The sequence below is a fragment of the Sphingobium sp. PNB genome, from assembly GCF_019873065.1.
Lineage (GTDB): Bacteria > Pseudomonadota > Alphaproteobacteria > Sphingomonadales > Sphingomonadaceae > Sphingobium > Sphingobium fuliginis.
Window position 1 is genome coordinate 42,396 of record NZ_JAINEZ010000029.1, and the last position, 14,396, is coordinate 56,791.

The 14,396-nt window shown below is 58.0% G+C and carries 14 protein-coding genes and 1 pseudogene; 9 read left to right on the top strand and 6 right to left on the bottom strand.

The window, feature by feature from the left end; translation table 11 throughout:
- Positions 1 to 182: 182 nt before the first annotated feature.
- On the bottom strand, positions 183 to 584 hold the full coding sequence (locus K7W03_RS11865; RefSeq protein ID WP_222886402.1) for a glycine zipper 2TM domain-containing protein: 402 nt from the start codon (positions 582 to 584) through the stop codon (positions 183 to 185).
- 995 nt (positions 585 to 1,579) lie between these two features.
- Between K7W03_RS11865 and K7W03_RS11870 the strand changes: the two genes are divergently transcribed.
- The gene (locus K7W03_RS11870; protein ID WP_222886403.1) at positions 1,580 to 2,014 is read left to right on the top strand and encodes an antitoxin Xre/MbcA/ParS toxin-binding domain-containing protein; all 435 of its coding nucleotides are present in this window, start codon (positions 1,580 to 1,582) and stop codon (positions 2,012 to 2,014) included.
- On the top strand, positions 2,011 to 2,496 hold the full coding sequence (locus K7W03_RS11875) for an RES family NAD+ phosphorylase (RefSeq protein ID WP_065847315.1): 486 nt from the start codon (positions 2,011 to 2,013) through the stop codon (positions 2,494 to 2,496). Before K7W03_RS11870 ends, K7W03_RS11875 begins: the two co-directional genes overlap by 4 nt.
- A 186-nt stretch (positions 2,497 to 2,682) precedes the next feature.
- Here the strand turns inward: K7W03_RS11875 and K7W03_RS28230 are convergent, their stop codons facing one another.
- A complete protein-coding gene (locus K7W03_RS28230) occupies positions 2,683 to 3,630 on the bottom strand; it encodes a histidine kinase dimerization/phosphoacceptor domain -containing protein (RefSeq protein WP_319024310.1) in 948 nt (315 codons plus the stop codon).
- A gap of 751 nt (positions 3,631 to 4,381) precedes the next feature.
- Positions 4,382 to 4,828 (bottom strand): ferritin-like domain-containing protein, encoded by a 447-nt coding sequence (locus tag K7W03_RS11885; RefSeq protein WP_222886405.1) that lies wholly within the window; start codon positions 4,826 to 4,828, stop codon positions 4,382 to 4,384.
- A 127-nt stretch (positions 4,829 to 4,955) separates the two neighbouring features.
- Between K7W03_RS11885 and K7W03_RS11890 the strand changes: the two genes are divergently transcribed.
- Positions 4,956 to 5,246: a hypothetical protein gene (locus tag K7W03_RS11890; RefSeq protein ID WP_222886406.1), complete on the top strand. Its 291-nt coding sequence runs from the start codon at positions 4,956 to 4,958 to the stop codon at positions 5,244 to 5,246.
- Between the two features lie 136 nt (positions 5,247 to 5,382).
- On the opposite strand, the pseudogene K7W03_RS11895 reads toward K7W03_RS11890, so the two are convergent.
- Positions 5,383 to 6,149, bottom strand: a pseudogene (locus tag K7W03_RS11895) (IS5 family transposase).
- A gap of 169 nt (positions 6,150 to 6,318) precedes the next feature.
- Between K7W03_RS11895 and K7W03_RS11900 the strand changes: the two are divergent.
- The 6 genes from K7W03_RS11900 to K7W03_RS11925 all read left to right on the top strand — a co-directional run bounded on the left by K7W03_RS11900 (position 6,319) and on the right by K7W03_RS11925 (position 12,499).
- The gene (locus K7W03_RS11900) at positions 6,319 to 6,735 is read left to right on the top strand and encodes a hypothetical protein (RefSeq protein ID WP_222886407.1); all 417 of its coding nucleotides are present in this window, start codon (positions 6,319 to 6,321) and stop codon (positions 6,733 to 6,735) included.
- Between the two features lie 390 nt (positions 6,736 to 7,125).
- A complete protein-coding gene (locus K7W03_RS11905) occupies positions 7,126 to 7,536 on the top strand; it encodes a hypothetical protein (RefSeq protein ID WP_222886408.1) in 411 nt (136 codons plus the stop codon).
- A 365-nt stretch (positions 7,537 to 7,901) separates the two neighbouring features.
- Positions 7,902 to 8,570, top strand: coding sequence for a J domain-containing protein (locus K7W03_RS11910; protein ID WP_222886409.1), 669 nt, complete (start codon positions 7,902 to 7,904; stop codon positions 8,568 to 8,570).
- A 419-nt stretch (positions 8,571 to 8,989) separates the two neighbouring features.
- A complete protein-coding gene (locus tag K7W03_RS11915; protein WP_222886410.1) occupies positions 8,990 to 11,113 on the top strand; it encodes a TonB-dependent receptor in 2,124 nt (707 codons plus the stop codon).
- 46 nt (positions 11,114 to 11,159) lie between these two features.
- A complete protein-coding gene (locus K7W03_RS11920) occupies positions 11,160 to 11,840 on the top strand; it encodes a DUF4198 domain-containing protein (protein WP_222886411.1) in 681 nt (226 codons plus the stop codon).
- A 5-nt stretch (positions 11,841 to 11,845) separates the two neighbouring features.
- On the top strand, positions 11,846 to 12,499 hold the full coding sequence (locus K7W03_RS11925) for a PepSY-associated TM helix domain-containing protein (RefSeq protein WP_222886412.1): 654 nt from the start codon (positions 11,846 to 11,848) through the stop codon (positions 12,497 to 12,499).
- A 250-nt stretch (positions 12,500 to 12,749) separates the two neighbouring features.
- On the opposite strand, the gene K7W03_RS11930 is transcribed toward K7W03_RS11925, so the two are convergent.
- Together K7W03_RS11930 and K7W03_RS11935 are read right to left on the bottom strand one after the other, a co-directional pair.
- Positions 12,750 to 13,739 (bottom strand): GSU2403 family nucleotidyltransferase fold protein, encoded by a 990-nt coding sequence (locus K7W03_RS11930; RefSeq protein WP_222886413.1) that lies wholly within the window; start codon positions 13,737 to 13,739, stop codon positions 12,750 to 12,752.
- 289 nt (positions 13,740 to 14,028) lie between these two features.
- A partial coding sequence (locus K7W03_RS11935) for a hypothetical protein (RefSeq protein ID WP_222886414.1) occupies positions 14,029 to 14,396 on the bottom strand: 368 nt, incomplete at its 5' end.

The following is a 14,396-nucleotide window of genomic DNA, read 5'->3' on the forward strand; positions in this document are numbered from 1 at the left end:
CCAGTCTCCTGCATCTCTCCCGTGCGCTCCTCACGACGGGTATGTTGTCATTGGACCACAAGCACACTGAACGCGATCTGAACTTTGCGACAGTTTAAAAAGGGGCATGGATCATCGCTCCACGCCCCAGTTCACTCCCACCACAGGAGAATTTCAAATACGCTTCATCGGGACCAGGGCCATCAGCAGCCGGAATTTCGATCCACTTCCCGGCCGAGCAGCGCCCCGGCACCCGCGCCGATGATGGTCCCCGGTGCCCGGTCCCCATAGCGATCGACCGAGCGTCCCAGCAGCGCGCCTGCCGCGCCGCCGAGGATCAGGCCGGTCGTCCCGCTGCCGCCGCAGCGGTGACGCCGTTCACCGCGATAATAGCGCCGTGGTTCATAATGCGGGCGACGATATTCCCGTTCTTCATAATAGTTCCGACGGTAACGCGGACGGTTATCGTCATCATTGTCGTCGTCATGATATTCTTCGTAACGATACCAGCGCCCTCCGCCATCATGAGCGTGCGCCAGAGAGGGCAGCCCGGCCAGCATCGAAGCCGCCAGGGACAAAGCCAACAGGGGTTTGCGTATCACCATATTTCCTCCACAGGCAAATTGCGCCTCCACAATCGGGTTTATTGCGGCGGTACGCTGGCGCGTTTCTGAACGGGGAAGTCAGCAATTGTTCAGCAAAAGGGCGCGTGGATACGAGAAAATGGCGCAACCCCTAAGACCGCCTCGCAATAACATATCTGTCGCAAATTGTATCAGCGATGGGGCGAATGCATCAGCAAAGAACGGTGTTTATGGGCTTTCACAATCTCACTTGCGGGCCGACGTAGCGTTTGCCGCAATAGTGATGCTGGCGCAGGCTGATGCCGATGAAAGCAGTAGTTCCGACATTGTCGCTACGGCAGACTGCCTTGATAATGCGCTGAAATAGGTTGGCGCGCTGAGGATCGCGGTGCTCCTCAAGGATATCCCCTAGACGGTCAATGTCGTGATCGAAGCCGCCATCCGCGACCAGCGCGCGCTGTCCCTCAGGATGATGTAAATTGTTCCAAGTGTTGGCTTTTCTGATGGCAATGGCCTGCGTGATGACACGCTCTGTTTCCGCGACCTTTCGAACGTCGCGCGGATGGAGGTGACGGCAATCAGCACACGGTAAGTCCGCCGTGGCGGTGTGATCTTTCGGTTTGCGCCAAGCTGTTTAGCGGAGCGCAGAGTGAGAGTTTGCGCCGGCCCTCGTCAACAATCTCTAAGAAGGGAAATGGCAGCTTTCTTAGATTTTTGATCCTCGACCGGACAGACTGCAATCGTGGAGAAGCAGCCGCTACGCGCCAGACATTACCGGACCTGCACATCGAACATGTTACGCCAAGGGCGGTCATTCAAGTGCCGGTTGTGGTTACTTGGAACCGGACAAAGATGGTACTGCATCAATTTTCTTTCTGAGGGCCTGAACGCACGGCTGCGTTTAGCTGAGGCTGTCTCGGGTAGCAGGGAGGAACAAGCTCCATAGTCCGACCGGTTCGATCTTGTCTTCTGACCATTTGATCCATATATGTGGCTCATATGAACGAAGGAGAAAAATGATGATCGCGGAAGCATGCGGCCTCGCTGACTCGCTCGGGCTAAAGACAGGCCCGCGATCGCCGCTGGCGATCGCGAACCGCATCAAGGCTGGACTCCCGCTCTCCTCGCTAGAGCGGTTGTCGAAGGCGATCGCGCCGGACGACGCTAGCTTCCCGTATCGCTTCGTGCCCCGTGCAACGCTGACGCGGCGCAAAAGCGCCAGCGAGCCAAAGCTCACCGTTGACGAAGGCAATCGTGTCGCGGCCGTCGCCAAGGTCTGGGAATTTGCGATGGAGATCTATCACGACGAGATCAAGGCGCGCGAGTTTCTCTACCGTTCGCACCCAATGCTTGAGGACCAGAGGCCGATTGACGTGGCTACCGACACGGGAATTGGCGCCGATCTTGTTATCAATCTCCTCGGCCGAGCGGCCTATGGCGGCGGCGCTTGAAGCCGGGGATCGTTGACAGGGTTCTCTACAGCTACCGGATTGGTGACCCTGCAGGAAAGCATCCAATCTATGATGACGAGGGAGCCCGCCTTTTCCCGGGACGCTGGAACACCCCGAGCAGCCCGATGCTCTACACCTCTGAGCATTATGCGACCGCGCTGATCGAGAAACTCGCCCACTTCAACGGGGTGCTTCCCGGGAACCAGCACTACATCCGCATCACGATTCCGCCGGGCGTCAGCTACGAAGAATTCCCGCAGACTTCCCATCCGGGCTGGGACGGGATCGACGATTCGATTTCGAAGACCTTCGGTGCCACATGGTGTCTCGAATGTCGCTCGTGCATACTCATCGTCCCATCAATTCCCGGCGGTCGGATCGAGCGCAACTTTCTCATAAATCTGCGTCACCCCGACGCGGGCAAAATCACTCACGACATGGCGAGTCCGGTACCTTGGGACCTGCGCCTGTTCCAGATTTAGCCAATTTTTTTACGCGGACCATCGGCCGGGGCAAAGTCGCGCCACTTTTTGACATTCCCTCCAATCTTGGCGTTCGTAGAAGCGGCCATTAAAATATAATCAGGTTCGCGCAACACGGCCAGTCGTGCCTGACCCGGCTTTTTGCATTTCGCGCATGGTCTGAAGCAGGGCTTTCGTCCATGGCCGTCACGCCGATCCGGGATTTTTCATCAACGTGCCTTCGTCGAGTAAGACGCGGACCCTGCATCCCGGATCGGCAGATTCCCTTTCGACTTTTCCTCCAAGCTGTTTTGCGAGCAAGCGAACCAGTTTGGATCCAAGCCCCGGCTCTATGTCCGACGGACAGCCTATCCCGTCATCAGCCACCGTTATCATAATCTGGCTTTCCCTAGCAGCAATCTCGACGGTGACGATGCCTCCGCGCTCGCTCGGATAGGCATATTTGAAACTGTTCGTGACCAGTTCATTCACGATCAAGCCGACATGAACGGCTACCGAACTGGGGACATTAAGGTTCGCGCATTTCACCCGAACCGCTATCGGTCGCACATCTCTCAACAAATCTCCGAGGCCGATGCAGAGACCTTCGACATAAGCTGACAGATCAACCAGGCCGTCATCTGCAGCTCCGCCCCACCTCAACCGGTCTTGTGCTTGGGCCACCACCAAAATCCTGGCGTTCGCTGCCTTGAGAGCATCACGTACCTGAGGATTGTTGCTGGCGCTCATCTGTAGCGAAATCGCCGAACTGATAATGGCGAGATCGTTCTTTGTTCGATGCGCCAGTTCATCGAGCAGGAGGGCTTTTGCCGCTTCGCGTTGATCCAGTCGAACAATCGCTCGGCGCAGCAGCTCTGTCACCGCAGACATCAAGAAGCAAATGCCAATGAAGGTTATAAGGGCCAGTGCGTTATGAAGGCCGATATTGAACGAGAAGACTGGGGCGATGAAAAAATAGGCTGCGACAGCGGCACTCAGCAGGGTGGCAAAAAAGGCCGAGCCCCTGTCGAACAATAACGCACAGAGGAGAAAACCGCTGGAATGAACAGCAAGAGGGGAAAGTGGAGAAGGGGCTCGTCTAATGAGTGCCGCAACAGCGCGGTGATGGCAACGATTGCCGCACTGCCGCCGTATCGTAAAAAAATGCTATAATCTCGGCGCGGTAGCAGCTGAACAAGCAAATTCTCCATGATGCCAGCGACCAGTTCTTCCACGAGTATGGCTAAGTTGCACAGAACAGCGCAGTAAGCTGTAAGAGGCTGCGCTCCCATGAACCGGCAATGAATATTCAGGATGCTCCAGTCTGTATTGATCCAGATTAATACAACTTAAAGTGATGTTCCATTTATTTTCAGTGCCCGTGAACTAATCGGCAAATCAGGCATTTTACCCCCGCAGAATATCCGCTGCACAACTTAATGGCCTCGTCTGGCTTACAGGCGGGGCCATTCATGTACCGACGCGGCGTCACCAACTGATTGAGATCAAACACATTTTCTTGAATAGTATCACTATAGATATATAGTCGTCTCCGCTGTTCTATGGCCTATTGAGGGCGCAGGTTAGCCTGCAGTGCGACCCAAACTGGCCCTGTCTTGAGGCAGGGCCTCTTTGCCCCAGCTCGTCAGTGGCGAGGGCTGGCGAACTCTTTTTTGCCATGCAACAGAGCCATTCCAAGCGGGGCAGAGCTGGGCAGCTGTAGCCAGTAAATCGGCGCGCCGCTGAATCCTTCGTCATAATCCATCATAGCAGGCGCTATCCGAGCCATAGCGCGATATGAAGGGAGTACCCCCAGCGCCCCGCCTCTTTTCCCTTGGGAGGCGGGGCCTTCACTTAGCGAAGTAGGCATTTCGTCCAACTTAAAGCTGGGCCACGCCAGGGAAGTTTACCCGATGCTATGTTTCAACGCGCTCGCCCGGTCGTGGCCAGCCTTGACGGACTGGTATGCGCGCTCCACGACCGCCCGCGCTGAAGTGTCTAGGTCGCTATCCTTGAGGGCGGCCTCGTACTTCCCTTTAATATAGTCCTCGCCCCGTTCGACTTCCTGAATGATGGCCTTGTCGTCCTTGCCGGTTAAAGCCTGCTTCAAATCCATGAAGCTGCGATGCGCCGCGGCAAGAAAGCTGCTCTCGGTTTCCGGTTCTCCGCCCAAGCGCGTCACCTCGGCCTGAAGCGCTGATGCAGCCTCGCTCCGCTCCCGCGCAAATTCGGCGAACATGGAAGCGAACTGGCTGCTCTCAGCGTCCTGCGCTGCATCCGTGAACCCCTTCATACTATCCAGCGTCGTCTTGATCAGGCTGTTGAGGGTGGCGATCGTGCTGTCCATGCTCATGGCATCCTCCTGGAAGTGGAGCCAACGCAACGGCGGCGAACCTCAAAAAGTTCAAAACGTTGCTGTTCTGGAACCATCGCTGCGCTCTGTTGATTGAATGCTGTCTCACAGAGGAAGGACGCATGTAATGGTTGAAGTTCATACTGAGCGCGATCCGCGCGAGCGGGTCGTCGTCCGGCGTGGCGGTGCCGGGCGTACGGTGGCAATATTGCTCGTTCTCGCGCTCGTGGTTGTCGGTGTCCTGTTCGCCACAGGCTTCTGGAAGGCAGATGTCTCAGGCGGTGACATGCCGGAGGTCAGCGTGAAGGGGGGCGAAGTTCCCAAGGTTGACGTGGACTCCAAGGAAGTGGTCGTTGGAACGAAGAAGGAAGAAATCGATGTTCCGACCGTCGGCGTTCGCGACAACGGCGAGAAATGACAAATCACTGATGTCGATACTGAAGCCCTTCGTAAGAACGAGGGGCTTTTTTCTATATGAACATCGCAATACGACCTCGTTAATCCCCTGTTTATATGCGATGAATCGAAGATGCAGGTGCGATCGGCCGTTGAACTTAGGTTTCGTGGACAAAGGGTATCCACAGTTTGATTGATGCGAGCGCTACGAAGCCGAGGTAGGATTCACGGGTTTTGTCGTAGCGGGTGGCGACCCTGCGCCAGTTCTTGAGCTTGTTGAACAGGCGCTCGACGAGGTTGCGCCATTTATACTTGGCGCGGTCGTGCGGGATCGGCGTGCGTCGGTTGCTTTTTGCGGGGATCACCGCCTCGACATCGGCCTTGGCGATCTCTTCGCGGATTGCGTCGGCATCATAACCGCGATCCGCGAGGAAAGCCTCGATTTTGTCGCTGATCATCCGGAACAGGGGTGCAAAGCCCTGTACATCGTGCGTTTGTCCGGGTGTCAGAACGAAGCCGAGTGGGCGTCCCTGAGCATCACATCTGGCGTGGAGTTTGGTGGTGAAACCACCGCGCGATCGGCCAAGCGCCTCGGCTTCCTGAGTCCCTTTTTTATGCCGACTGCACAATGATGTGCCCGGACCACGGTGCTATCGATCATGTCCGCGGCGCCATCGCGACCTGCCATTTCCGCCAATGTTTCGAGCATCGCATCAAACACCCCGGTTTCGACCCATCGTCGGTAGCGCCGGAACACGCTGTTCCATTTGCCATATTCATCGGGAAGGTGGCGCCACTGGGCACCTGTCCGCGCCATCCACATCATGCCTTCGAAATAAAGCCGGTTGTTCTGGGCTGGCCGACACCCCCGGCCTCGCTCCGATGGCAGCAATGGCCCGATCAATGACCATTCATCGTCCGACACTCCAATCCGCTCGCCCAACTCTGCCTCCCAAAAGACAGCTTTGAATCAGCAGTCGAGACTCTCGTCAAGCTTTGTCCACGAAACCTAGTTGATCTCCATACGCTGTCAGGGAGCCTCGCGGGTCACCAAGAGGCAAATCGGTGAGTAGCAACAACGAGGAGAGACAATCATGCGTAGCCGACTGATCATCGCTTCATTGGCCGCAGCGGGTCTGCTGGGAACGAGCGCCTATGCGCAAACCACGGCAGGCGGCGGCGTTTCCGCGTCCACCCCCGACGGTTCGATCGCTGGAGGCGCGACCGCAGGAACCAATGACAAAGGTGCGCGCAAGCATGACGGCAAGCGGCATAAACGCGATGAGCGTCGCGGTGCCGCTACGTCCAATTCGGCGTCCACCTATGGTTCTGGCACCATCTATACCGACAAGAACCGCGCCACTGGCGGCGTGACCGCAGGCGGTTCGGCTAGCGGAACGGGTTCTCAGAGTACGTCCACCTCGATCGACGCCTACGGATCGACGGATCGCAATGGTTCGACCGGCGAGGTTTATGGGGACTCGACAGCGGATTCCACGAATCCGCGCTGATCCTCTGACATGAAGGGGACGGCGATGTCGTCCCCTGGAGAGGCGTCATGATCTATGGTCTCATGATAATCGCGGCAGCCGCAACTTCTTCGCCCGCTGACACATGCCGAAAGACGCATATCTTCCCGGACGGGCGGATTGAAACTTCGGTCGTAGTTGATCAAGGCGGAGGCGCATCGGCCGCCGCTTCTTCATCAGGTTCGGGACGATCATCAACGCATGTGTCGGCCTCGTCGTCTTCGCACAGTTCAGGGTCGTCATCACGGGCGCCCCGGTCCTCGGCCAGCGCCTCGGCTTCCTCGAGTGCTGACGGGCGCTCAGTGACAGTCACGCGGGATGCACAGGGATGCCGGATCACAGTCGACGAGCGCCATTGAAACGGAGAACAAAATGAAACGAACTCTCTTAACGATGACGGCGGCGGCCGTCCTTGCAACGGGCGCCGCTACGGCGCAGACCCAGGCTGGATCGCAATCCTCCACGCCCGCCACAGGAGACGTTTCCGCGGGAACCTATGGCTCTGGTACGACTGACGCCGATAGTGTCGGCGTCTCGGGCGGCGGCACGGCTACCGCTGCAGACGGCGGTACGGCCAGCACTGACTCGCGTGCCAAGTTCAACGAAAACATGGCGCGCCAACGGTCCACGGCCACGGCGCGCGATGATGACGAGCGGGCTCGCTCGATGACGAACACTCATGTTCGGAAGGACGGTCGAGTACGTTCGCGCTCCATGTCCATCTACAAGGAAAAGGGTGAAAAGCCTGTGATCGACCGCCAATCGTCGGTTTCCCCGAAGTAAGACGAAAGAGCCCCGCCTCCCTGACAGGAGGCGGGCGCAGTTTGGGTCGCACTGCAGACAAGCCTGCGAGCGGTGAACACCAGATGATACTATATGTTCCTGATGAATAACTTGGCAGTCTTGATACAAATGAATGAATGACTTTTCCGGCGCGGTCAAACCGAGCAAATTCGGCTTACTAGATCTGAAGACATAACCAGGAATAGCTGAGTAATTCCTCTGCCAGCGGATGGTCGGCAGAATGACGCGCTGCAACTTTCGCATTTTGATATGCGTTCGTGGCGCAATGCGGTCTTCGCAACCGCTGCTGAGAGCGAGGGCCTATCGGGCAGCATTGTCCGATCACCTTTGACAATCCCGTTCGTGTGCCGGACAGTATCGGAGCCTTTCAATCGTTCAGCGGGGAACAAGCCGGGGGGCACGGCGGATCAGAATATCTGGGGGGGAATTTTCCGATGATTAACGGGCACCCATTTGTTGATCATTACAGAATTTTGCAGGTCGATCCGAAATGTAGCGCGAAAGGGTTGGAGGCCGCCTATCGGTCGCTGGCGAAGCAGTACCATCCCGATCATACTGAGACGGCCGACGCAAATAAATTCAGCGAAATTGTCGAAGCATATAATCTTCTTAGGAATGCAGAAAAGCGCGCAAAATATGATCTTCTGTATGCCGCAAAAACAGGGTTCGACTTTTCTAAAACTGACGAGTTGAACCACGAACAGTCTGCATATAATGACGCAGATGCCCACGAAAAGATTCTTGTCCTACTTTACGCCAAGCGGCGAGAAAATGCGCAGGACGCTGGCGTTGGTCGATATCATGTCCAAAAGATGTTAAATTGCTCCGATAATCACTTTGAATTTCATCTTTGGTACCTGAAAGCAAAGGGCCTGATCGAGATTACCGAGAATGGAACGGTGGCGATCACGATCGATGGAGTCGATCATGTAATCTCGACGTCACGGACCGCCATGAAGGAAAAGCTGCTGATCGCTCAAGCCTCTGCATCGCACGAACCGTGGTCACATTAGGGTGCGCACGCCACCTAGATAAAGAACAGGCATAATGAATGCGACGCCATAACTTACTGCCTATGTTATCATATCCGCAGCCGGCCCGAATGCGAACCCGGATTGTCCGCTTCTGGACGCAGAAATTGGCTGCTGACCGACAGTAGAGGCGCTCGCCTTGCATCCGCCGCACCCGCTACCTGAAGCTTCACGCTCTACGGCCGTCCGCTTTTCGGTTGCCCCATGTCGGAACGCGCTCCGTTTCGCAGTTGAATGAAATCACCTTAATCTTCGCGCTCCTTCTCAGGTGATGCTTGAGACCGTCTCGGCCACGTTCGATCCCGCTCCGTCATCACATGCGATGCGAATGCCTCGCATTCCTATATTGACCCTCGCGCTGTTACTAATTAGTCGCAACAGCGATTCCTGAGGGGAACCTGATGACCCGCAAGTTTATGCTGGCCGCGACTGCGGCTGTTTCGTTCGTAACCACTGCTCATGCCGCAGAGAAGGCAGCAGAGGCACCGGGCACGTCGCCTCGCGATTATGATCTGATCACGGTCGAGGGGCAGCGCTATACTGCTACCGCGCCTGGCACAGGCAGCAAGACGAATGTCGAAAACAAGGACATTCCGGCTGCGATCGTCACCGTGCCGGAAGCCGTCCTGCGCGATCAGGGCGTTCACTCGATGAACGACGCCCTCGCCAATGCCAGCGCCGTGGCGCCAGTGTTCGCGGGCGGCTATGGCGTTGCCGACAATTATCTCATCCGCGGCCTGCCGATGCGATTCCTGCGTGATGGCCTGCCGGACGGTCCTTCATTCATGGGTTACCGCCGCAGCCTGGCCGACGTTTCGGTTCTGGAGGTTCTCAAGGGCCCCGGCTCGGCGCTTTACGGCCGCGCGGAGGCAGGCGGTTCGGTCAATCTGATCACCAAGGCCCCACAGGATGAGTGGGCCGGCGAGGTTGGCGGCTCGATCGGCAGCCGGTGGGACAGCTGGACGGCCTTTGGCGATATCACGGGTTCGCTTGCGAGCGCCATCGACGCCCGGCTGATCGGCAACTACGAAAATTCCGACGGCTATCGCGGGCTTGAGCGCCGCATCACGGAAGTGCTGCCGACCGTTTCGGTGAAGCTGGGTGAAGGCCACGAGCTTGTTCTCGACTACGACTATCGCGACAGCCACTCGGTGGTCGACAATTACGGCATTCCCTTCACAGTTGAAGGCAAGTTGGCGGACGTCGACGAGAAATCGCGCCTCTACAGCCCCTTCAACTATGCCGATCAGACCCTGCACCGCTTCACCGTCAGCGATCGCGCACAAGTGCTTCCCGACCTGCAACTGCGTGCGGCGGTCATTTACGACACTCGCGATATCAAGGTGGCGCGCAACGCTGGCGGCAATATCCTGAATGCAGCGGGTGTTTCGACTGGCCGCAACGGGCGCACGCAGGTCGATGACAGCGAGTTCTGGACGGCCCAGGCCGAAGCGGTCATCACCCCGACCACCGGCGCGATCAAGCACACCATCCTGCTCGGCGTCGAATATAACAGTACCGATATGACGACGGTGCGCCGCAACTACGCCCTGCCTGATGCTGGTATTATCGGCGGCCGGATCGATGCGCCCGAGACGACGATCCCAACCGTCACGACGCTCGGCTTCGACCGGCGCATTCAGTCGGACAGCATGTCGGTTTACGCACAGGAGCAGATGGATATCTCCGATGTCCTGAAGCTTCGCGGCGGCGTGCGCTACGATAGCGTGAAGCTGGTGGACGAGGGCTTCGTCGGTGCCACGCAGCGCCGCATCGCCGGCAATCCCAACCTCTTCAGCTGGCAGGTGGGAGCCGTCTACGAGGCGAGCGAGCAGCTATCTTTCTACAGTGGATATGCACGCGGCAAGTTCGTCAGCATTCAGACCGAGTCCACCAGTCTTACGCCGGTCCCGGAAAGCTCCAGCCAGGTCGAAGCGGGGATCAAGGCCGAGATCATCCCCGGACGCCTCAACGCCAATCTGGCGGTGTTCGAGACGAAGCGCGACAAATATTTCGTGACGCTAGTTCCGGGCGGAAATCCCGAGCCGGTCGGCAAGCAGCGTTCGCGCGGCGTGGAATTGGATGTGGTCGGCTCGCCGTTCGATGGCCTCAGCATTATCGGCAATTTCGCCTATGTCGACGCGATCAATCGGTCGGCGGCTCTGTCGTCGGTGACACTGCTCGCCACCAATCAGTCGATGCTGGGCAAGCGCATCAGTTCGACACCGGAAACATCTGGTGCCTTGTGGGCCAACTACACGGTGCCGCAGGGTCCGCTCGCCGGCGTGGGTTTCGGTTCTGGCGTGACCTATAAGGGCGCTTCCTACGTGGATTCCCTCGAACTTCTGCGGGTGCCTTCCTACACATTGGTCCGGGCGGCGCTGTCCTACCGGCAAGAAGCGTGGGACGCTCAGCTCGTCGTCAACAACCTGACGAACCGCACATGGTACAGTGTGCCGACCTTCATCGGCGCACTGCCGGGCGAACCGCGGAGCGTGCAGCTGTCCCTGCGGGCACGTTTCTGATCGGGTTTAGTAGATCATAAGCGAAGACGGGCGAGGAGCGGGCACGATGAAAAAAACGGCAGCGGTTTCCATGATGGTGGCATTTCTGTGCGCCGCTTCCCCGGTCTGGGCGCATTATCTCTGGGTCGATCCGGCGGCGGGTCCCGCAGTTCGCTTCGGCGAGTTCGAGGAAGGAGTCGTGGAGAAATCTCCCGGCCGTCTCGATGAAATGGCTGGAACGAAGGTTTCCGTCGCGGACCGCATCGCCACGACTTCACTTGCTGCCGATCGGATCGCCATCACCGGCGCCGCAGGGGCGCAAGGTGTGACTGCCGAGAATCTGTCGGTGCCGGTCAAGGACTGGAGGTCGAGCGGCCTCGGCATGGTCAAGCCGTTCTATCATGCACGTTGGGGAGCGGTCGGTCGTCCGATGATGCTCGACATCCTGCCCAATAGCCCCACCACCGCGACGGTGGTCTTCAAGGGCCAGCCTCTGTCCAAGGCCAAAGTTCTCGTCCACGCGCCGAACGGTTGGACCCGCGAGGAAGTTGCGGACGAGCGCGGCGAGATACGTTTCTCCATGCCTTGGAGCGGCCTCTATGTTCTTGAGGTCATCCATAGCGAGGAAGATTCGGGGATCTACGACGGGGCAGCCTTCGAGCGCCAGCGGCATCGTGCGACGCTCGCCGTCGTGCAATCCGGCGGCCCTGCTGCGACCGCCCCTATTCCCAATTCCCACCATCATTAACACCGATGCGGTTGCTTTTCGTACCAGCGCGCCTTCAGCGCGTACGCTTTTTGGTCTGGCTGAAACGCGTGCATGCCTGGACCGGCTTGTGGGGAGCAGCGCTCTTTATGTTGCTGGGATTTAGCGGCTTCCTGCTCAACCATCGGACGGTCATGAAGATCGACACGGGCGAACCTGTCGAACTCAGCCAGGCCGCGCTGCCGCTCGGCGCCGCGAAGATCCAGGACGAGAAGGCGCTCGGCCAATGGGTGAAGCGCGAACTTGAGCTGACAGCCGATCCCCGCGCGGTCACCGAACCACCGAGCGGCGGATCGCCGGGCAAGTTTCTTGGCAAGGACCGACCGCTGGTCCCCATCTGGCGTGTGGTATTTAATCTGCCAAATGGCAGGCTCACCGCCGAATATCCCATGGGTGGAACAGCTGTAACGGTCAAACGCGACACCATCGGTTTGCTTGCTGTGGTCAAGAACCTGCACAAGGGCACCGGGCTCGGGGTCGCCTGGATTTTGCTAATCGACAGCATCGCCGGTGCGCTTGTCGCCATGGCGATCACTGGTTTCCTGCTTTGGTCTCGCCTGCATGGCCCACGCCTTCTTGCCGGTGGTCTAGCAACCGGCGCGCTCGCCTGGTCGGCGGCAGCTGCATGGCCTCACTTCTAGGAGTTCGCTTCGGGAAGGAATAATTTCAGGCTGGGCGACGGGCTGCGTCGCAAGCCACCTCCAAATCGCGTCGGTGGCAAATGGCAGCTATCCTGAAATCGCCGATGGATACCTTCCAGTCGGCTAACGGCCAACTCCCGTCGTTTCCTGTCGATGGGCGCCTTGCTACAAGCCGACATTCGAAAGAAAGGACATGGGGTGAGTGACGACGCATTGATCGAAGGTGGGTGCGGGTGCGGCCATCTCTCGCTCATCCCCGCTGCGGCTTTTGTGCATCCCAACGTTCGAAGTGCGGCTTCAACTCGTGGGGCAGTTCCTCGTAGAAGGCATCGCCCATCGGGTAATGCCGCATAGTCAGCCACACAGCGTCGAGCAGGGCGATTCCTTGCCGACGGTCCTTGGGTTTTTTCTGTGGGTTGCGTTCCGGCTTTTCCGCCATCCAAAGCTTTTGAAGGGCAAACCAGCGTGGATCGGGAACGACTAGGCGCGCTGCCTCCCCGTCACGCACGCCGACAACGCGATCGACTCGGCGGCCGTTCAGAAGCCATTCCTGCTCTGGCAGCGGAATCGGACGAGGTCTATCCTGTGCGATCTGGCCGCCGACGCGGCTGGGAGCCGACAGAATTTCCACTTCGTAGGCCTTGGCGTTCCGAGCTTGGAAAGGCCGCTCGGTGTTCACTGTGTAGGTCATGTCGGCTTCCTTGAGGACCTTCCACAAAGTGGGCCGGTCCTCATCGGCGTCCATGCCGGTCAGGGCCATATCGAAATCCAGGGTTGCGTCTGGCGCATCGCGGATGAAGCCGTTTGCCTCTAGGGCGTAGGCGATCAAGGCGTTCGTGCCGACCACCATGGCCTGGTCGCTTAGAAAACGAAGGCGATCGGCCTCGCGCAGGATCTTACCTGCTTCGGCCGGAAGCATCGGCATGCGCAGGGCTCGGTATAGGCTGGCTTGCTCCTTGAGCGTATCCTTGGCCAGCGCCAGGCGGTTCTTCAGTTCGGCCTTTTCGGCCTTATACTGGTCGAACTCCGCTCGCCTCTGTGGATCGACCGGCCCCCTGCTCTTCATGTTCCCACGCCGGTCGGTTACCTCATAGAGGTACTCGCGGCCGGACACTTCCTTGATGCGCATATTGTAGGGCATGTCGTTAAGCGTGCGCAAAGCCTCCATCCAGGTTTGGTAGGCCTGATCGAGGTTGATGATCACCCTTGCTTGCTCGTCGGAAAATGGCTGGAAATTCATAATTACCCTGCAAATCATCAGTATGAGATAAATGCAGGGTAATTCCGCTAAACGCAAGATTTACCCTGCAAATTACGAAAAAGGCATGACTGCAGGGCAAAATGCACAGTTTGGTTGCATGATTGGGTTTGTCGCTCGGCGGATGCCCGGGCTACCGAAACGCTCTTTGCGGGATGAACGTCACGCTGCGAAAGACCGGATTGGTTATGCCTCTCACTCCATCAACCTAATATTCTGCAGAGCCGAATTATTCATCCATGAGAAATCGGCAGCTATGCACCACGAGCGGTCAGCAGCTAGACGACTCCGCGCCATCCGATGCCCAGACATCTATTCTGTCGATCGCGCGGGGCGGCTGGATCCAGGTGAACTCACGATCAGGATCCCAGTAATCATCCTCACTTTCAAATAACTCCGCCGGCTTGAGGCGACTGACTTCCGGGCCGATCACACCATAAGTCTTCCACATTTCAGACGCTGGCCAGTCGTCCCCGAACGTTTCGTAAGCAAGGCACGCTTCCTCCTCGAGATAATCGAGAAAAATAGTGGGTATCTTGGGCGGTACGCCGCCGTGCGCGGCGACTGACAGGATGCGAGCGTAGCGACAATCAAGATGAGAATCGGTTGTTGGGGTGTCGGTGAAGGGCGGAGGGCGTA